This window comes from Magnetospirillum sp. UT-4, assembly GCF_902729435.1.
GTDB lineage: Bacteria > Pseudomonadota > Alphaproteobacteria > Rhodospirillales > Magnetospirillaceae > Magnetospirillum.
In genome coordinates, this window is the sequence record NZ_CACVCG010000048.1 from 41288 (window position 1) to 58811 (window position 17524).

Annotated in this window: 16 protein-coding genes, 1 pseudogene and 1 riboswitch; of the genes and pseudogenes, 10 read left to right on the plus strand and 7 right to left on the minus strand. The window is 69.1% G+C overall.

What is annotated here, in order from left to right:
• Nucleotides 1–86: 86 nt before the first annotated feature.
• Nucleotides 87–482 carry a response regulator gene (locus tag MTBUT4_RS07565; RefSeq protein ID WP_173979064.1) on the minus strand — a complete coding sequence of 132 codons (396 nt, stop codon included), beginning with the start codon at nt 480–482 and terminating at the stop codon, nt 87–89.
• A gap of 140 nt (nt 483–622) precedes the next feature.
• On the opposite strand from MTBUT4_RS07565, the gene MTBUT4_RS07570 reads away from it, so the two are divergent.
• From MTBUT4_RS07570 to MTBUT4_RS07595, 6 genes are all read left to right on the plus strand, one after another.
• Nucleotides 623–1849 carry a D-alanyl-D-alanine carboxypeptidase family protein gene (locus MTBUT4_RS07570; protein WP_173979065.1) on the plus strand — a complete coding sequence of 409 codons (1227 nt, stop codon included), beginning with the start codon at nt 623–625 and terminating at the stop codon, nt 1847–1849.
• Nucleotides 1850–1927: 78 nt separating this feature from the next.
• Complete coding sequence (locus tag MTBUT4_RS07575; RefSeq protein WP_173979066.1) at nt 1928–2347, plus strand: hypothetical protein; 420 nt, start codon at nt 1928–1930, stop codon at nt 2345–2347.
• A gap of 124 nt (nt 2348–2471) precedes the next feature.
• On the plus strand, nt 2472–2777 hold the full coding sequence (locus MTBUT4_RS07580) for an STAS domain-containing protein (protein WP_173979067.1): 306 nt from the start codon (nt 2472–2474) through the stop codon (nt 2775–2777).
• Nucleotides 2778–2797: 20 nt separating this feature from the next.
• Nucleotides 2798–3328 carry a PAS domain-containing protein gene (locus tag MTBUT4_RS07585; RefSeq protein ID WP_173979068.1) on the plus strand — a complete coding sequence of 177 codons (531 nt, stop codon included), beginning with the start codon at nt 2798–2800 and terminating at the stop codon, nt 3326–3328.
• A 9-nt stretch (nt 3329–3337) separates the two neighbouring features.
• Entirely contained in the window at nt 3338–4639 is a 1302-nt protein-coding gene (locus tag MTBUT4_RS19790) for a methyl-accepting chemotaxis protein (protein WP_173979069.1), read from the plus strand.
• Nucleotides 4640–4722: 83 nt separating this feature from the next.
• Nucleotides 4723–5154, plus strand: coding sequence for a Fur family transcriptional regulator (locus MTBUT4_RS07595; RefSeq protein WP_173979070.1), 432 nt, complete (start codon nt 4723–4725; stop codon nt 5152–5154).
• 251 nt (nt 5155–5405) lie between these two features.
• On the opposite strand, the gene MTBUT4_RS07600 is transcribed toward MTBUT4_RS07595, so the two are convergent.
• Nucleotides 5406–5876 carry a Dps family protein gene (locus MTBUT4_RS07600; protein ID WP_173979071.1) on the minus strand — a complete coding sequence of 157 codons (471 nt, stop codon included), beginning with the start codon at nt 5874–5876 and terminating at the stop codon, nt 5406–5408.
• 154 nt (nt 5877–6030) lie between these two features.
• On the opposite strand from MTBUT4_RS07600, the gene MTBUT4_RS07605 reads away from it, so the two are divergent.
• Both MTBUT4_RS07605 and MTBUT4_RS07610 read left to right on the plus strand, forming a co-directional pair.
• Nucleotides 6031–6315 carry an acylphosphatase gene (locus MTBUT4_RS07605; RefSeq protein ID WP_173979072.1) on the plus strand — a complete coding sequence of 95 codons (285 nt, stop codon included), beginning with the start codon at nt 6031–6033 and terminating at the stop codon, nt 6313–6315.
• Nucleotides 6316–6388: 73 nt separating this feature from the next.
• On the plus strand, nt 6389–7741 hold the full coding sequence (locus tag MTBUT4_RS07610) for a GH1 family beta-glucosidase (protein WP_173979081.1): 1353 nt from the start codon (nt 6389–6391) through the stop codon (nt 7739–7741).
• 196 nt (nt 7742–7937) lie between these two features.
• Here MTBUT4_RS07610 and MTBUT4_RS07615 read toward each other — a convergent pair whose 3' ends face one another.
• From MTBUT4_RS07615 to thiC, 3 genes are all read right to left on the minus strand, one after another.
• Nucleotides 7938–10007 carry an ATP-binding protein gene (locus tag MTBUT4_RS07615; RefSeq protein ID WP_173979073.1) on the minus strand — a complete coding sequence of 690 codons (2070 nt, stop codon included), beginning with the start codon at nt 10005–10007 and terminating at the stop codon, nt 7938–7940.
• An 82-nt stretch (nt 10008–10089) separates the two neighbouring features.
• Nucleotides 10090–10320: a zinc ribbon domain-containing protein gene (locus tag MTBUT4_RS07620; RefSeq protein ID WP_173979074.1), complete on the minus strand. Its 231-nt coding sequence runs from the start codon at nt 10318–10320 to the stop codon at nt 10090–10092.
• 65 nt (nt 10321–10385) lie between these two features.
• Nucleotides 10386–12218, minus strand: coding sequence for a phosphomethylpyrimidine synthase ThiC (gene thiC, locus MTBUT4_RS07625; protein WP_173979075.1), 1833 nt, complete (start codon nt 12216–12218; stop codon nt 10386–10388).
• A 32-nt stretch (nt 12219–12250) separates the two neighbouring features.
• Nucleotides 12251–12364, minus strand: a riboswitch (TPP riboswitch).
• A 160-nt stretch (nt 12365–12524) separates the two neighbouring features.
• On the opposite strand from thiC, the gene MTBUT4_RS07630 reads away from it, so the two are divergent.
• Nucleotides 12525–14207, plus strand: coding sequence for a methyl-accepting chemotaxis protein (locus MTBUT4_RS07630; RefSeq protein WP_173979076.1), 1683 nt, complete (start codon nt 12525–12527; stop codon nt 14205–14207).
• Between the two features lie 15 nt (nt 14208–14222).
• Here MTBUT4_RS07630 and MTBUT4_RS07635 read toward each other — a convergent pair whose 3' ends face one another.
• A complete protein-coding gene (locus tag MTBUT4_RS07635; protein ID WP_173979077.1) occupies nt 14223–14477 on the minus strand; it encodes a hypothetical protein in 255 nt (84 codons plus the stop codon).
• A gap of 256 nt (nt 14478–14733) precedes the next feature.
• Entirely contained in the window at nt 14734–16839 is a 2106-nt protein-coding gene (gene glgX, locus MTBUT4_RS07640) for a glycogen debranching protein GlgX (protein WP_173979078.1), read from the minus strand.
• Nucleotides 16840–16989: 150 nt separating this feature from the next.
• On the opposite strand from glgX, the pseudogene MTBUT4_RS07645 reads away from it, so the two are divergent.
• Nucleotides 16990–17524 (plus strand): annotated as a pseudogene (locus tag MTBUT4_RS07645) (hypothetical protein); the annotation flags it as partial.

The window sequence follows — 17524 nt, forward strand, 5'->3', positions numbered from 1 at the left end:
TGCGAATCGCCGAAGGCGCCTTGGCCGACCGGCAAGGCCGCGCGCCGCCTGAGCGTCACCGTCTCGGCATGAAATGACCGAACAGGTCATTTCATCGGCCGGGCGGTATTAGACTCCAGGGCGGCGGCGATGGCCTCGCGCAGGCGGTCGGTGTGGACCGGCTTGTGCAGAAAGGTCAGCCGGCGGCGCCGGCCCTCGGACAGCTCGGCCTCGCCGGTCTCGCCGGTCAGGATGATGGCCGGCAGGGTGGCGCCATTGCGGCCGCGCACCGCCTCGACCACGTCGAAGCCGGTGATGCCGGCGCGCAGGCGCAGATCCGACAGCACCACGTCTGGCGGCGTGGCGGCGGCACTGGCCACCGCCTGATCCAGATCCTCGGCGGGCAGCACCGCGACGCCCCACGCTTCCAGCACCATCTGCAGCCCCAGCAGCACCATGGGATCATCCTCGACCACCAGCACCGTCCGGCCCGCTACATCCATCGGCCCCATCCTCCGTTGCCCGAAAATCGTCCCCACGAGGTATATGGGCTCCCCCGCCGGTCGCCGCCGCCTGCACCTGAGAGGTAGGCCCGCTCCGGCCGGGGCTTGCCCGCCGTGGCGGTTGATGCTCTCATCGGCGCATGCGCGCCCCCGTCCTTCGCCTTCCTCTCCTGCTGGCCTGCCTGGCCGCCCTTGCCGATCCCGCCCGGGCCGACCCGCCGCCCCCGGCCACCATCGTGGTCGATGCCGCCAGCGGCCGGGTGCTGGCACAGGAGCGCGCCGGCCAGCCGCGGCATCCGGCGTCACTGACCAAGCTGATGACCGTCTACCTGGCGTTCAAGGACATCGCCGCCGGCAGGGCGGCGCGGGCCGACACCATCCGCGTCTCCGAGCGGGCGGCGACGCAGCCGGGCTCCACCCTGGGGCTGAAGGCCGGCACCGCCATCGGGCTCGAGCAGGCGCTGCGGGCGGTGGTGGTGCGCTCGGCCAACGACGCGGCGGTGGCGGTGGCCGAGCACCTGGCCGGCAGCGAGGACGCCTTCGCCGGGCGCATGACCGCCGAGGCGGCGCGCCTGGGCATGACCGCCACCCGCTTCGCCAATGCCAGCGGCCTGACCGCTCCCGGCCACCTCAGCACCGCGCGCGACATGGCGGTGCTGGCGCTGGCGCTGAAGCGCGACTTCCCTGCCGCCTGGCCGCTGTTCGCGACGCGCGAGGTGGCCTGGGGCAAGGCCCGGCTGCCCACCGTCAACGGCTTCCTGGCCGCCTATCCCGGTGCCGAGGGGCTGAAGACCGGCTTCACCTGCCATGCCGGCTACAACCTTGCCGCCGCCGCCAGCCGCGGCCAGCGCCGCGCCGTGGCGGTGGTGATGGGCAGTGCCAGCAAGGAGTCCCGCCTGGCGCTGGCCGCCCGCCTGCTCGACCGCGCCTTCGCCGCGACGTCGTCAGAGGGCCTAATGCTGGCCGAGTTGGGTCCCCAGGACGGACCGGTGCCGGACCTGGCCGCCGCTGTCTGCAGCGGCGCCGTCCCCGGCGAGACCGCGGCCACCCCCCGGGTGCCGCCGGGCTGGGCGCTCGAGCTGGCGTTCGGGCGGGACCGCGCCCAGGTGGCCCGCGACCTGGCCGCCGCCCGCCGCAAGCTGGGGTCGCGCCTGGGCGGCACGCCGGTGGTGCTGTTGCGCCCGTTCGACGGCGGGCTGCGCTATCGCGGCCTGGTCGCCGGTCTGGCCCAGGACAAGGCGGTGCCCCTCTGCCTGGGCCTCAGGGCCGAGGGCGGCGAGGAACGCTGCCTGGTGCTGCCGCCCGCCGCCGTCGAGGCGGCGGTGAACGACGAGCGCCGCTACCGCATGATCGCCGCGCGCGAGTAGTTGCGGAAGCCGCCCCGAAAGGCGCATAATCGGCAACGGAAGAGAACCTCCGTTGGTCAGCCAGAAGGCCGACTCGCCATGAGCGAAGCCCGCATCCATCCGCTGTCCCTGCTGTCCCGCCGCCTGCACTTGCTCGGCAAGGTGCTGGCGTTGGTGTGCTGCGCGTGGATCGCCGTGGTGGGGCCGGCGCTGATGCGCGACCTCAACGCCGATCAGCTGGGCAATCACCGCTCGCCCCAGGTGCAGGAGCGCGTCAAGGGCTGCGACGGCGACTTCGCGTCGCGCTACGCCTGCACCGACCTGATCCTGCTGGCCGGCCACCGCGACGGCGCCGTCGAGGTGCTGCGGCGCCTGGGCCTGACCCTGATGCTGCCGACCATTGCCTGGGCCATGTGGCGGGCGGTGATGGACCGCACCGACCGCCTGTGCCGCTCCGCCGTCTTCCGCGCCGCCGCCGCCCGCGCCGCCGGGCTGGACTGGGAGACCGGGCGCGGATGAGGGGCGCCGCCCGATGCCTCTGTGCGCACGAGGCATGTCCCCTGTAGCCATTGGCGCACGGCTTTCGTATGGTATGAGCCTTGAACTTGCGGGTCCGCGCCGCGGTGCACGGGAGGGCTGGGCAATGACTCATCGCATGTCGGAGGATGGCGCGACGCTGACCGTCGCGTTCACCGGCCAGATCAACTTTTCCGCCAATATCGAGTTCCGCGACCTGCTGGCCGAGATCGTCGAGAAGCGGCCGCAGCGGGTGGTGTTCGACCTGTCCGATCTGGCCGCCGTGGATTCGGTCGGGCTGGGCCTTCTCTACATCGCCAACGAGGAGGTGGCCGCCATGGGCGCCAAGCTCATCCTGGCGCATCCCAGGGACCGCGTCGCCCGCCTGCTGGAGCTGACCGAGTCCGCCCAGATCTTCGAAATCCTCCACTGACCGCACCGGGAGGGGGTTCCATGGCCGCCGATCTTTTCCTGTCCGGCAGGGTCAGGACGTTCGCCCGCGACGAAATCATCGTCTCGAAGACCGACCGCACCGGCAAGATCACCTACGCCAACGACGTCTTCATCGCCTTGAGCGGCTATAGCGAGGACGAGCTGCTGGGCGCGCCCCACAGCATCCTGCGCCATCCCGCCATGCCGCGCTGCGTCTTCCGCCTGCTGTGGGACACCATCGAGAAGGGCGACGAGATCTTCGCCTATGTGGTGAACCGGGCCAAGAACGGCGACGAGTATTGGGTGTTCGCCCACGTCACCCCCAATTTCGGTCCCGATGGCGGCATCGTCGGCTACCATTCCAATCGCCGGGTGCCCAAGGATTCGGCGGTGGAGACGGTCAAGCCGCTCTATGCCGAGCTGCTGGCCATGGAGCAGGCGGCGCCCGACCGCAAGGTCGGAGTGGAGCGCTCCTATGCCGCCCTGCTGGCCAAGGTCGGCGAGCTGGGCTTCGCCAGCTACGACCAGCTCATCTTCGCCATCTGCCGCTAGGAGGCCGCCATGCCGACACCTTCGTCGTCCGCGGCCCGCATCGCCGCCCTCGCCGGTCTCGCGTTGGCTGCCGTCGCCGCCGTCATCCTCGGCCTGCGTCATCCCGACGGCATCGGCATCGCCTTGCTGGTGGCCGGCACCATGGGCGCCGCCGTCGCCGCGGCGGTGCTGCTGCGCCCGGGTATCGGCGGCTGCGAGGGGATGGTCAGGCTCGCTGCCGACACGGTGATGGCGGCCTCGGCCGGCGACCTCAACGTCCGCATCCTGCGCATTCCGGCCGATGGCAGCGACCTCTCCCGCCTGCTCAACGGGGTCAACCGCATCCTCGATCTGTCCGAGGAGTTCGCCAAGGACACCGGCGCCGCCATGGCCCGGGCCGGGCGCAAGGAATACTTCCGCATCATCCCCGAGGAGGGATTGCGCGGCGACTTCCTCACCTTCGCCCGCCTCATCAACAAGGTGATGGGCGACATGGAGGCGCGCGACCGCGAGACCACCGAGTTCGAACAGGCGGTGCGCGCCCTGGTCGGCCAGGTCGCCCGCTCCACCGAGGGCATCGCCCGCACCGCCGACCAGATGGCCCAGCGGTCGGAACGCGCCGGCGCCCGCTCCATCGACGTCGGCGACGCCGCCGAGGCCACCACCGAACGCGCCAACGCGGTGTCCGACGTCACCCGCCAGTTGGCGTCGGCCATCAACGAGATCGCCCAGCAGGTGACCCTGTCCAGCAGCGTCGCCCACGGCGCGGTGGGCACCATCGCCGCCACTTCCGAGCGGGTCAACGGCCTGGCCGACGCGGTCCAGCGCATCGGCGCCGTGGTCCAGCTGATCAGCCAGATCGCCAGCCAGACCAACCTGCTGGCGCTCAACGCCACCATCGAGGCGGCGCGGGCGGGCGAGGCCGGCAAGGGCTTCGCGGTGGTGGCGCACGAGGTCAAGACCCTGGCCAACCAGACGGCGCGGGCGACCGCCGACATCACCAACCAGGTCGGGGAGATCCAGGCCGCCACCCGCGACGCGGTGGCCGCCATCGACGACGTGGTCGGCACCATCCGCCGGATGGACGAGATCGCCGCCGCCATCGCCTCGGCGGTGCAGGAACAGGAGGCCGCCACCCGGGACATCTCGACCAACATCGAGGAGGTCGCCGGCAAGGCCCGCGAGGTCTCGGCCGCCGTGGCGGTGGTCTCGCAGGTGTCCTCCCAGGCCTGCGGCGGCACCATCCGCGTCATCTGGAGCGCGGAATCCCTGTCCCAGGTGGTCAAGTCCCTGAGCCAGCGGGTCGACGAGTACATCGCCAAGGTGCGCTAATGAGATCCGGGCGGGCACGGTTATGGTTGCTTCGGCGACCGAACCACTATACTCTAGTATAGAACTGTTCCAAGGTGATGCCCATGAACCGTGATCCTTCCGGAGGTGCCTGTGCCGCCGAGCAATTGGTGGAAGCCGGCGTGCGCCCGACCCGCCCGCGGCTGGCCATCATGGAAGCGATCCGGACCGGCGCCACCCGCCACCTGACGCCCGAGGCCTTCCACCGCGAACTGGCCGATGGCGGCGTTCACCTGTCGCTGGCCACGGTCTACAACACCCTCAACCATTTCTCGGAAGTCGGCCTGCTGCGCCGGGTCGGCTTCGGCGACCGCAGCTATTACTGCACCAACGCCGCCGAGCATCACCATTTCTATGACGAGGCCACCGGCCGCCTGGAAGACATCCCGGGTGCGCAGCCGCAGGTGGTGTGCCTGCCCGAGGCGCCGCCCGGCATGGAAATCGACGGCGTCGAAGTGATCGTCAAGCTACGCCGCTCGCGCCAGTATCCGCGTTAGCGCTGACCCTGCCCCCTCGCCCGCAGGCAGGACCTTTGCGAAACCCTCCCCACTGGTGGGGGAGGGTGGCGGCGCAGCCGCCGGGTAGGGGGGCTTACGCGCGGCGAGCGCGGAAAAATATTTAACGTCATCAAACACTTCATGTAGCGCGCTGACGCGCGCACCCCCCACCCCAGCCCTCCCCCACAAGGGGGGAGGGAGCCCAAAAAGGCAATTTCGCAAAGGTCCCGCAGGCGGGCGAGGGGGCGATCCTACCCCAGCAGCGAGCGCAGCATCCACGCGGTCTTCTCGTGCACCTGCATGCGCTGGGTCAGCAGGTCGGCGGTGGGCTCGTCGTGGGCTTCGTCCACCATCGGGAAGATGGAGCGGGCGGTGCGCACCACCGCCTCCTGGTCCTTGACCAGCTGGGCGATCATCTCCTCGGCCGACGGCACGCCTTCGGCCTCGGACAGCACGGTCAGATCGGCGAACTGCTTGTAGCTGCCGGGGGCCGGAAAGCCCAGGGCGCGGATGCGTTCGGCGATCAGGTCCACCGCCAGGGCCAGCTCGGTGTACTGCTGCTCGAACATGAGATGCAGCGTGTTGAACATCGGCCCGGTCACGTTCCAGTGGAAGTTGTGGGTCTTGAGGTACAGCGTGTAGGTGTCGGCCAGCAGGCGCGACAGCCCCTCCCCGATCTTGCCCCGGGTGGCGTCGTCGATGCCGATGTCGATGCTGCTCATCGCGTGTCTCCTGATCCCCTTGATTGCAGGTGGATCCAGTCATAGCCCCGGCAACATCATCGGTCCAATAGATATTTTGGTATAGTTTCATTGATGCAGTCGATTACGGAAATGGCGCCAACCATCCTATAGTCGGAGAAAAGGAGGTGCCGCCATGGAGCCCAGGAAGACGATGCGGGTGATTGTCGAAGGCCGCGTGCAGGGCGTGTGGTTTCGCGGCTGGACGGTGGAGGCCGCCAATGCCCACGGGCTGGACGGCTGGGTCCGCAACCTGTCCGACGGCCGCGTCGAGGCAGTGTTCTCCGGCCCCGCCGAACGGGTCGATCGCATGGTCCAGGCCTGCCGCGCCGGTCCGCCGGCAGCCGACGTGAAGCGGGTCAGCGCCGAGCCCTGGGCCGAGCATCCCGGCCACGGCTTCCACCAGCGGCCCACCGTTTGACCTCTTCCCCCAGGGGTGTAAGCTGATGGCATTGGATCTGTCCCGCCGCCTGTTCCTAGCCGGAGTCGCCGCCATGGCCGTTCCCACCCCCGCATCCGCCGCGCCCAAGCGCACCTTCCCCAAGGACTTCCTGTGGGGGGCCTCGACCGCCGCCTACCAGATCGAGGGCGCCTACAACGAGGACGGCCGCGGCAAGGACGTGTGGGATACCTACACCGAGCAGGGCCGCATCATGGACGGCACCAGCGCCAAGGTGGCCTGCGACCACTACCACCGCTACCCGGAGGACGTGGCGCTGCTGAAGGCGGCCAACTTCAACGCCTACCGCTTCTCCATCGCCTGGCCGCGCATCCTGCCGACCGGCGAGGGCGCGGTGAACCCCAAGGGCCTGGACTTCTACGACCGCCTGGTCGACGAGATCCTGAAGGCCGGCATCCGCCCCTTCGCCTGCCTGTACCACTGGGACCTGCCCCAGGCGCTGATGGACAAGGGCGGATGGCAGAGCCGCGACATGGCCGGCCCCTTCGCCGAATACGCCCGCATCGTCACCAGGCGCCTGGGCGACCGGGTCAAGGACTGGGTGATGCTGAACGAGCCCAACGTGGTCGCCATCTTCGGCTACGGCCTCACCGACCAGGCGCCGGGCCTCAACCTGGGCGAGATGGGCGTCCTGAAGGCGCTGCACCACCAGAACCTGGCCCAGGGCGCCGCGCTGCGCGCCATCCGGGCCGAGCATTCGGACGTGCGCCTGGGCACCGTCACCAATATCCAGCCCTGCCGCCCCGACACCGAGTCCGAAGCCGACCGCGCCGCCGCCATCCGCTGGGACGCGGTGTGGAACCGGGTCACCGTCGACGGGTTGCTGCGGGGCGCGGTGCCCGACGTGCTGGCCGAGAAGATGGCGCCCATCGTCAAGGCCGGCGACATGGAGGCGGTGAAGTTCCCCATCGACATGCTGGGCATCAACTACTATTCCCGCTGCACCATGAAGCACGACCCCGACCACATGTTCGACGTGTGGTGGGGCGACCCCAAGGCCGAGCGCTACACGGTGATGGGCTGGCCGGTGCAGCCGGACGGGCTCTACGACCTGCTGATGGAGTTCAAGCACCTCTACGGCAATCCGGCGGTCTACATCGCCGAGAACGGCGCCGCCTACGACGACGTGGTGTCGCCCGACGGCCAGATCCACGATTCCGAGCGCGCCCGCTTCATCAAGGAGCACATCGAGCAGGTCCACCGGGCGCTGACCGACGGCGCCAACATCAAGGGCTACCTGGCCTGGAGCCTGCTCGACAATTTCGAATGGTCGTTCGGCCTGTCCAAGCGCTTCGGCATCGTCCGCGTCGATTACGACACCCTGGTGCGCACGCCCAAGGACAGCTACCGCATGCTGGCCGAGATCGCCAAGGCCAACGCGGTGTAGCGGGTCTGCTCCCCTCCCCTCGATGGGGAGGGGTCTTTCCTCTTTTGCTCCCCTCCCCTTGTGGGGGAGGGGTTGGGGGCGGGGTGGAGTCACACACTCCACCGCCGACGCGGTTCCCCCCCACCCCAACCCTCCCCCACAAGGGGGGAGGGAGTGACTCTCACCCCCTCCCCCACAAGGGGGGAGGGGGTGAGAGTCACTCCGCCGGCAGGGTGAAGCAGAAGCGGCAGCCGCCGCCCTCGGCATCCTCGATCCAGATGCGGCCGCCGTGGCGTTCGACCACCTTGCGGCAGACGGCCAGGCCGATGCCGGTGCCCTCGCAGGTGGTGCGGCCGGCCAGGCGTTGGAAGATTCCGAAGACGCGCTCGCGCTGGTCGGCGGGAATGCCGATGCCGTTATCGGTGACGACGACCAGCCAGGCGCGGGCCTGGCGCCGCCACTCGACCCGGATGCGGGGCGGCCGGTCGGGATGGCGGTACTTGACGGCGTTGCCGATCAGGTTCTGGAACAGCCGGCGCAGCTCGTTGGGGTTGCCCGCCACCACCGGATCGTCGGCGGGCACCGCGACCGTCGCCCCGGCATCGGCGATGGCGACGTCGAGGTCGCGCAGCGCCTCGGCCAGCGCCATCTCGAGCGCCACCGGCTGATGCGGCGCATCGCCGCGGCCGATGCGGGAATAGTCCAGCAGGTCGATGATCAAGGCGTCCATGCGCTTGGCGCCATCGACGGCGAAACCCAGGAACTCCGCCAGATCGGGATCGGCGTTACCGCCCAGCCGCTTGGCGATCAGCGCCAGGTAGCTGCTGATCATGCGCAGCGGCTCGCGCAGATCGTGGCTGGCAACATAGGCGAATTCCGCCAGTTCGGCATTGGAGCGCGACAGGTCCTCCATGGCCGCCCGCACCGCCTCGGCCGAGTGCTGCTGGTCGGTGACGTCGCGGAAGACGTTGACCACCCCGATCACCTCGCCGTGCTCGACGATGGGGGTGCAGGTGTATTCCACCGGGAACGAACCGCCGTCCCGGCGCCAGTAGACCTCGCCGCCGATGCTGCGAGCGGTGCCGTCGGTGGCGGTCAGGCGGATCGGGCATTCGGCCTCGGGATACTCGCGCCCATCGCCATGGTGGTGATGGCTCAGCTCATGCAGGTCCAGCCCCACCCCCTCGCCATCGCCCCATCCCAGCATGCGCCGTGCCGCCTGGTTGGCGAAGACCACCTTGCCGGCGACATCGACGCCGCAGATGCCCTCGCCCACCGCCTCCAGGATGAGGTCGCTGCGCCGCCGAACGTCGTGCAATTGCCGGTGCAGGCGGGCCAGGATGGCCGTCAGCGCCGCCACGGTGAGCGCGAAGACCAGGATGGCCGCGGACATGATCGACAGGTGGACCAGCCGCGGCCGGATCACCCGGTCGGTGGCGGCATGCAGGTCGGCCACGGTCTCCGAGGCGACGACCACCAGCGGATAATGGGGAATGCGGCGGTAGGCGAACAGCCGGGTCTGGCCATCGACCGAGCCCACGGCCTCGAAGGTGCCGACCTCCTGGGTGAAGAAGGGACGGTCGGCGGGAAGGGTCCGCCCCACCACCGTCTGGCCACCCTGCTCCTCGGGCGCGCGGGCCCGCACCACCCGGTCCAGCCCCGCCACCGCCACCGCGCCGTTCGGCCCCAGCCCGATATGGGGGACGTCGCGGACCAGTTCGGCAGGCGAAATGGCAAGCACCACGGTGCCGCCGTAGCCGCCATGGGGCGCCTCGATCCGGCGGGTCATCTGTATCATCGTCCGCTTGGCGAAGCGCCCCATGACCGGCACGCTGACATACAGGATGTCGTCATCGCCCTCCATGTGGAAACGGACATGGGGGCGGTCGGCAAAATTGACCGGCGGCTCCACCGGGGCCAGCGTGCTGAAGCGCGCCCAGCCCTCGGCATCCATGACGGTGACGGCGACCGACGGCCCCGGAATGCCGTCGCGCTGGACCGAGTCAACCGCCTCGGCGAAGCGGTCGCGGTCGTGCACCCAGACGTGGCGCAGGAACAAGGCGGTACCGTTGACCCCGGCCAGCGTACGGCCGATGTGGCTTTCCATGGTGCGGGCGGCGTTGTCCAGGCGGACCAGCGCGTCCTGGCGGATTCGCTCGCGCTCGCGGGTGGTCTCGCCGGCGAAGGACAGCCACACCAGGGCGACGGCGGCCAGCCCCACGGCGACGACGCCGGCCGGGACGACACGGGTGCTGGTGGCGATGCGGGCGATGTATCCATCCGTCATAATTCCATGGTAACGGAAGGACCTGCGGTTGAGAAGATGCAGCACTTCTAATTTTATCTACCCTCATCCCGTGCATAACGGGCTACCGCCGTTTTCGTTCCGCCTTGGAAAAGTTGCTCATGTGCCCCTCGCGCGCGGCGAGGCGGCGGGCGGCGCCGATCACCTGACCGCTCCTGCCCTCGGCGGCGGTGACCGACACCAGGCGCTCCAGGGTGGTGGCGCCGCAGCCGGGACAGGCGGGGACCTCGTCGCCGCGCACCAGGGTCTCGAACTCCTGGCCGCAGCCGGAACAGCGGTACGAATAAAGCGGCATGGCTCCTCCGGTGTGGCATTCCCGACAGGGTCGGGCTTTCCGCCACACCGAAGCAAAGGGCGTGCCTACTCCGCCGCCGGCTTCTCGGCGTGGTAGATCTCGCCGCCGTCGGCGCGGAATTTCTCGCTCATTGCTTCCATACCGTGCTCGGCCATCATGGCTTCGCTCCGCTCCGCGGCGATGTCCCGCACTTCCTGGCTGATCTTGTAGGCGCAGAACTTGGGGCCGCACATGGAGCAGAAATGGGCAAGCTTCGCCCCTTCGGCGGGCATGGTGCGGTCGTGGAATTCCAGCGCCTTGTCGGGGTCCAGCGACAGGTGGAACTGGTCCTTCCAGCGGAACGAGAAGCGGGCGCGCGACAGCGCGTCATCGCGCAGCCTGGCCGCCGGATGGCCCTTGGCCAGGTCGGCGGCATGGGCGGCCAGCTTGTAGGTGACCACCCCTTCGCGCACGTCCTGGCGGTCGGGCAGGCCCAGATGCTCCTTGGGAGTCACGTAGCACAGCATGGCGGTGCCGAACCAGCCGATCATGGCGGCGCCCACGGCGCTGGTGATGTGGTCGTAGCCCGGGGCGATGTCGGTGACCAGCGGCCCCAGGGTGTAGAACGGCGCCTCGCCGCACAGCTTCAGCTGCTTCTCGACGTTGACCTTGATCTTGTGCATGGGGACGTGGCCCGGCCCCTCGATGATCACCTGGCAATCGTGCTTCCAGGCGATCCTGGTCAGCTCGCCCAGCGTCTCCAGCTCGGCGAACTGGGCGGCGTCGTTGGCGTCGGCGATGGAGCCGGGGCGCAGGCCGTCGCCCAGGCTGAAGGCGACGTCATAGGCCCTGAGGATGTGGCAGATGTCCTCGAAATGGGTATAGAGGAAATTCTCCTTGTGGTGGGACAGGCACCACTTGGCCATGATCGAGCCGCCACGGCTGACGATGCCGGTGACCCGCTTGGCGGTCAGCGGGATGTGGGCCAGGCGCAGGCCGGCATGGATGGTGAAATAGTCCACCCCCTGCTCGCACTGCTCGATCAGGGTGTCGCGGAAGACCTCCCAGGTCAGGTCCTCGGCGCGGCCGTCCACCTTCTCCAGCGCCTGGTAGATGGGCACGGTGCCGATGGGCACCGGCGAGTTGCGCAGGATCCATTCGCGGGTGGCGTGGATGTGGCGCCCGGTGGACAGGTCCATCACCGTGTCGGCGCCCCAGCGGATGGCCCACACCATCTTCTCGACCTCTTCCGCCACCGACGAGGCCACCGCCGAATTGCCGATGTTGGCGTTGATCTTGGTGAGGAAGTTCCGCCCGATGATCATCGGCTCGGCTTCCGGGTGGTTGAGGTTGGCGGGAATGATGGCGCGGCCGCGGGCGATCTCGTCGCGGACGAATTCGGGCGTCACCTGGTCGGGAATCTCGGCGCCGAAATCCTCGCCGTCCCGCTCCATGGCCTCCGCCCGGCGCAGGTTCTCGCGAATGGCGACGTATTCCATTTCCGGGGTGATGATGCCGCGGCGGGCATAGGCCATCTGGGTCACCGCCGCGCCGCCCTTGGCCCGCAGCGGCTTGCGGCCGGCGCGGTCGAACACCGGCACCGAGATGGTCTCGCCCGGCTTGAGGCCGTCATCCTCGGGCCGGTGGGCGCGCCCGGGATACTCCTCGACGTCGCCGCGCGCCAGCACCCAGGCGCGGCGCAGGGGGGCCAGGCCGGCCGCGATGTCGACCCGCACCGAGGGATCGGTATAGGGCCCCGAGGTGTCGTAGAGACGCACCGGCGGCTCGTCGGCCGACGGCTCGAGGTCGACCTCGCGCATGGCGACGCGGATGTCGGGGCGCGAGCCCTCGACGTGAATCTTGCGCGAGCCGGGCAGCGGCCCGGTGGTGACGTCAAGCGCCTGGGAACGGTCGGACATGGCTTGCTCCGCAAGGGTGCAGGACGGCGAATGGCGGAGCAGGATCCGATCCCTTCGCCGGCATGACCCGGATCAGGTTCCAAGGGTCGCCGGCGGACGCGCTCCGGCCTCTCAGCCCCGCATCCGGGGCTCCCCTTCGGGAAGAAGCATGGAGATTGGGGCCTGATAGGGCATGAAGTCAACCCTATGCCACGCAGGGGTTCCGCCGCGCATCGACGCGAAATACATACAACCTTCGTATTTTCATTTTTATAATATAAGGCTAAGGTCGTAAATTGTCCGCCAAAAGTAGAGGAGTGCCTTCCCATGACCATCGACATCAAGGCCAGGCTCGGCCTTCTGTGGGCGGTGGCGGTCGCCACCCTCACCGTCCTGGGCGGAAATGCCCTCTACACCCACGATTCCATCGACCGGTCGGCCGAGGCGGTTCATCAGCGGAGTGCCGCCGCCCGCGAGGTGACGGCCGCCAATGTCGATCAGCTGGTTCTGACCCTGGCCGCCATGGATTCCATCATCGACCGCGGCGACCGCAAGGTGCAGCCCGAGCGGCTCGAGGACATGAAGGTGCGCTCGCGCCGGCTGCTGGATTTCGCCGCCCACGTCGCCGCCCTGGCCGACACGCCCGAGGAAAGGGCGCTGGCGGCCAGCCTGCCGGGCGACGTCAAGGCCCTCAACGACCTGATCCTGGGGGATCTGAAGGCGGCCATCGAGGCCGGGGCCGACGACGACGCCTTCGCCCGGCTGGACGACGCCATCGACGAGGCCGGCGGCAAGGTCGAGACCGCCCTGATCGCGCTGCAGGATTCGCTCTATGCCGAGGTGGACGAAGCCAACGCCGACGAGAAGGCCACCGTGGCGGCGACGCTGCGGGTCGCCATCATCACCTTCGTCCTCGCCCTCGTCGCCTTGTCGGCCATCTCGCTGCTGGTCGGGCGCTCGATCATCGCGCCGCTGGCGGCCCTGCGCGGGGCCACCCTGAGGTTGGCCGGCGGCGACCGCTCGGTGGCCATTCCCGCCACCGGCGCCCGCGACGAGATCGGCGACCTCGCCCGCGCCATCGACGGCTTCAAGACCGCGCTGGCCGAGGCCGACCAGCTGCGCCGCGACCAGGAGGCCGCCAAGGCGGCGGCCGAGGCCGAACGGCGGCGCAGCCTGGTCCAGATCGCCGACCACTTCGAAAGGAGCGTGCAGGGCGTGGTCGCCACCGTCTCCAGCTCGGCGACCCAGTTGCGGGGCACGGCCGAGCACATGGTGTCGGCGGCAGCCGAATCCGAAGGCCATGCCAGCGCGCTGGCCGGTGCCGCCGAACGCACCGCCGCCAATGTCGAGACCGTCGCCGCCGCGGCCGAGGAACTGACCGCCTCGATCTCGGAGATCTCGCGCCGGGTGGCCGAATCCGCCGGCATCTCGCGCGAGGCGGTGACCGAGGCGCAGCGGGTCGACCAGATGGTCCGCCAGCTTTCCGGCGCCGCGTCGCGCATCGGCGACGTGGTCCAGCTGATCAACCAGATCGCCAGCCAGACCAACCTGCTGGCGCTCAACGCCACCATCGAGGCGGCCCGGGCGGGCGAGGCCGGCAAGGGCTTCGCCGTGGTCGCCAACGAGGTGAAAAGCCTGGCCAACCAGACCGCCAAGGCGACCGAGGAGATCACCTCCCAGATCACCGGCGTCCAGGCCGCCACCCGCGACGTCGCCGAAGGCATCGCCGGCATCGTCAAGACCATCGACACCATCAGCGGCATCTCGGCCGGCATCGCCTCGGCGGTCGAGGAACAGGGCGCCGCCACCGGCGAGATCGCCCGCAACGTCGCCGAAGCCTCGGCCGCCACCTCCGAGGTGTCGTCGGCGGTGGGACGGATGACCCAGGTGGTCAACGAGGTCAATTCCGGCGCCACCCAGGTGCTGGGCGCCGCCGGCGTGCTGGCCGACAACGCCGGCACCCTGACCGGAGGCGTCCATGACTTCCTCGCCGGCGTGCGCCAGGGGTGAGCCTGGCCGCCGCCGTCAGGCCGAGCGGGTCAGCGGCATGGGCTGGCCGCTCAGCAGCGGCCGCATCATGTCGATGGCGTCGTCGCCGCATTGGATGGCGGAGGTGCAGCCGTTCATCAGCGAGCATTCCAGCATGCGGTTGATGCAGTCCAGCTTGAGCGCCACATAGGCAGCCTCGTCACCCTTGGCGGCGCAGCCATCGGGACAGATGGTGCCGCGCCAAAGGGCGCCGCGAATATCGCAGGAGAGGCTGGAACCGAACCTGTTCATGACCGTCGCGCCGCAGCTTTGGGCCAGCGGCGCCCCTTCCGTATCGGATGGGGCAAACTACCATCGGCAAGATTTCACATCCGCTCCGCCGGGCTTAACGTTTGGTGAAATTCGGGCACCATACCAAGTCCGAATGACGAATTCGGACTTGGTATGGTCTTGTTCGTCCCTCGCCGGGCGCAAACCTCCGGTTTGCTTGGCCGCGCCCGCAGTGGGCGCAGAATACGGAACCCGAATGGAATATTCGGATTCCGCATCACAGCCGCACCAGCAGCGCCAGCGAGCGCGCGTCCAGGGGATAGGCGTCGCCCGAGGCGTGGCGGTGGCCCTGGCGCAGGGGGTCGAAGGTGTCGACCCAGACCTCCCACAGGCGGTCGGCGCCCGGCAGGGTGAACGGCACCGGCTCCCAGAAGGCGTTGAACAGCAGCAAAAAGGCTAGATCCCGCTGGGGCAGACCGCCGGCGGTGGTGTAGTAGAAGTCGCTGGTGTCGCCGGTATAGACCAGCCCCAGGGTGCGCGCCTCGGGGAAGCTCCAGTCCTCGTCGGTCATCTCGCCGCCGGCCGGGCTCACCCAGACGAGGTCGGTGCCGTGGACCGTGCGCCCGCGCAGGAAGCGGGGCCGGTGGAACACCGGGTGGTTGCGGCGGATGGCCAGCAGGCGGCGGACGAAGGCCAGCAGGTCGGGATCGGACCCCTCCCAGTCGGTCCAGGCCAGGGCATTGTCCTGGCAATAGGCGTTGTTGTTGCCGTGCTGGCTGTTGCCGACCTCGTCGCCGGCCAGCAGCATGGGCACCCCCTGGGACAGCAGCAGGGTCGCCAGCAGGTTGCGGCGCTGGCGCCGGCGCAGTTCCAGCACCTCGGAATCGGTGGTCTCGCCCTCGGCGCCGCAATTCCACGATTCGTTGTCGTCGGCGCCGTCGCGGTTGTCCTCGCCGTTGGCCTGGTTGTGCTTGTCGTTATAGGAGACCAGGTCGTTCAGGGTGAAGCCGTCATGGGCGGTGATGAAATTGACCGAGGCCCAGGGCCGCCGGCCACGGTGGTCGAAGATGTCGGCCGAGCCGGTCAGCCGTGACGCCAGCTCGGGCACCATGCCGCCCTCGCCTTTCCAGAACCGCCGCACCACATCGCGGTAGCGTCCGTTCCATTCCGCCCAGCCCGGCGGGAAGCCGCCGACCCGGTAGCCGCCGTGGCCCAGATCCCACGGCTCGGCGATCAGCTTGACCGAGGACAGCACCGGGTCCTGGCCGACCGCGTCGAAGAAGGCGGCGCCGGGATCGTAGTGGAAGCCGTCGCGCGCCAGGCTGGCGGTCAGGTCGAAGCGGAAGCCGTCCACATGCATCTCGGACACCCAGTAGCGCAGGGAATCCAGCACCAATTGCAGCACCCGCGGATGGCCGAGGTCGAGGGTGTTGCCGCAGCCGGTGGAATCCCAGTAATAGCGCTGGTCCTCGGGCACCAGCTTGTAGTAGCTGGCGTTGTCGATGCCCTTGAAGCTGAGGGTGGGTCCCAGGTGGTGGCCCTCGGCGGTGTGGTTGTAGACCACGTCCAGGATGACCTCGATGCCGGCATCGTGCAGCCGCTGCACCGTCGCCTTGAACTCGGACGGCCGCCCGGTGGCGAGGTAACGCGGCTCGACCGCGAAGAAGCCGATGGAATTGTAGCCCCAGTAGTTGCGCAGCCCCTGCTCGACCAGGTGGCGGTCGTCGACGAAGGCGTGCACCGGCATCAGCTCGATGGCGGTCACCCCCAGGGCGCGCAGGTGCTCGATCATCGCCGGCCATGCCAGGGCGGCGATGGTGCCGCGGCGGCCCTCGGGAATCTCGGGATGCAGCATGGTCAGGCCGCGCGCATGGGCCTCGTACACCACCGTCTGAGACCAGGGGGTTTCCGGCCGACGTCCCCGCCCCCAGGTGAAGGCGGTATCGACCAACTCGCATTTGGGCATCAGGCGGGCGTTGTCGCGGCGGTCGAAGGACAAGTCCTCGCGCGGATGGCCCACGCGATAGGCGAAATGGGCGTCGCTCCACCGAAAGCCCCCCTTCAGCGCCTTGGCGTAGGGATCGATCAGCAGCTTGTGGGGATTGAAGCGATGGCCGGCATGGGGATCGTAGGGGCCGTACACCCGGTAGCCGTAAAGCTGGCCCGGCAGGATGTCGGGGACATAGCCGTGCCAGACCTCGTCGGTGTATTCGGGCAGGACGATGCGCTCGCGCTCCTTTTCGCCCGAGGGGTCGAACAGGCACAGCTCCACCTTTTCGGCATGGGCCGAGAACAGGGCGAAATTCGCCCCCGCCCCGTCCCAGGTGGCCCCCAGACGGTGTGGTGCTCCCGGCCAGACGCGGGCTCGCGGCAGGTATGGCATGCCGGCAAAGTGGGGCGCCGGCCGGCGCGAATCCACTTATACCGTTGGATTGGCCCGGGACTGTCACCATCCGACGTTTGCGATCGCATGGAAAACAGGGGATATTGGCCGACAAAGTACTCAACTGCGTGGGAAATCCGGGAACACCGCGTGGGCCACGACGACCACAACAAGGCGGTCAGGCGGATCACCGACACCTTGCGCGGACCCTTCACCAAGGTCCTGCGCGAGTTGGTGCCGTCATTCAGCGAGATCCCCGAGCGGGATTTCTACGACACCGTCATCAACGATCCCGATTTGCTGCACGGCTGCCTGCTGATCTTCCGCAAGCGGCGCGAGGCCTTCGCGCACATCCTGATCGACAGCGACGGCCGCCACGTCACCGACGACTTCGTCCGCCTGCGCTGCGGCCGCAGCGTCCACGACATCATCGGCATGGTGGTCCGCACCCATGCCAAGCGCCATTTCCAGGACGCCCTGGGCGGCAGCCCCGGCGACAAGGCCAGCCGCGCCAGCCGGCTGTACGACGCCATGAACGAATACCTGATCCACGAGTGGCAGGTGCCGCTGGTCCGCCACTTCGCGCCCATGCCGGTGGCGCTGGTGCGCGAGCTGGGTCCGGCCATCCTGGAGCTGCGCTCGCCCGCGGCGATCCAGGCGGTGATCGACGGCAAGCCGATCCCCG

Coding starts and splice junctions, on each gene's coding strand:
- thiC (WP_173979075.1), bottom strand. CDS start 12,218: ATGTCCGACCGTTCCCAGGCGCTTGACGTCACCACCGGGCCGCTGCCC.
- MTBUT4_RS07635 (WP_173979077.1), bottom strand. CDS start 14,477: ATGAACAGGTTCGGTTCCAGCCTCTCCTGCGATATTCGCGGCGCCCTT.
- MTBUT4_RS07600 (WP_173979071.1), bottom strand. CDS start 5,876: ATGAGCAGCATCGACATCGGCATCGACGACGCCACCCGGGGCAAGATC.
- glgX (WP_173979078.1), bottom strand. CDS start 16,839: ATGCCATACCTGCCGCGAGCCCGCGTCTGGCCGGGAGCACCACACCGT.
- MTBUT4_RS07615 (WP_173979073.1), bottom strand. CDS start 10,007: ATGACGGATGGATACATCGCCCGCATCGCCACCAGCACCCGTGTCGTC.
- MTBUT4_RS07610 (WP_173979081.1), top strand. CDS start 6,389: ATGGCCGTTCCCACCCCCGCATCCGCCGCGCCCAAGCGCACCTTCCCC.
- MTBUT4_RS19790 (WP_173979069.1), top strand. CDS start 3,338: ATGCCGACACCTTCGTCGTCCGCGGCCCGCATCGCCGCCCTCGCCGGT.
- MTBUT4_RS07575 (WP_173979066.1), top strand. CDS start 1,928: ATGAGCGAAGCCCGCATCCATCCGCTGTCCCTGCTGTCCCGCCGCCTG.
- MTBUT4_RS07630 (WP_173979076.1), top strand. CDS start 12,525: ATGACCATCGACATCAAGGCCAGGCTCGGCCTTCTGTGGGCGGTGGCG.
- MTBUT4_RS07580 (WP_173979067.1), top strand. CDS start 2,472: ATGACTCATCGCATGTCGGAGGATGGCGCGACGCTGACCGTCGCGTTC.
- MTBUT4_RS07605 (WP_173979072.1), top strand. CDS start 6,031: ATGGAGCCCAGGAAGACGATGCGGGTGATTGTCGAAGGCCGCGTGCAG.
- MTBUT4_RS07565 (WP_173979064.1), bottom strand. CDS start 482: ATGGATGTAGCGGGCCGGACGGTGCTGGTGGTCGAGGATGATCCCATG.
- MTBUT4_RS07585 (WP_173979068.1), top strand. CDS start 2,798: ATGGCCGCCGATCTTTTCCTGTCCGGCAGGGTCAGGACGTTCGCCCGC.
- MTBUT4_RS07570 (WP_173979065.1), top strand. CDS start 623: ATGCGCGCCCCCGTCCTTCGCCTTCCTCTCCTGCTGGCCTGCCTGGCC.
- MTBUT4_RS07620 (WP_173979074.1), bottom strand. CDS start 10,320: ATGCCGCTTTATTCGTACCGCTGTTCCGGCTGCGGCCAGGAGTTCGAG.
- MTBUT4_RS07595 (WP_173979070.1), top strand. CDS start 4,723: ATGAACCGTGATCCTTCCGGAGGTGCCTGTGCCGCCGAGCAATTGGTG.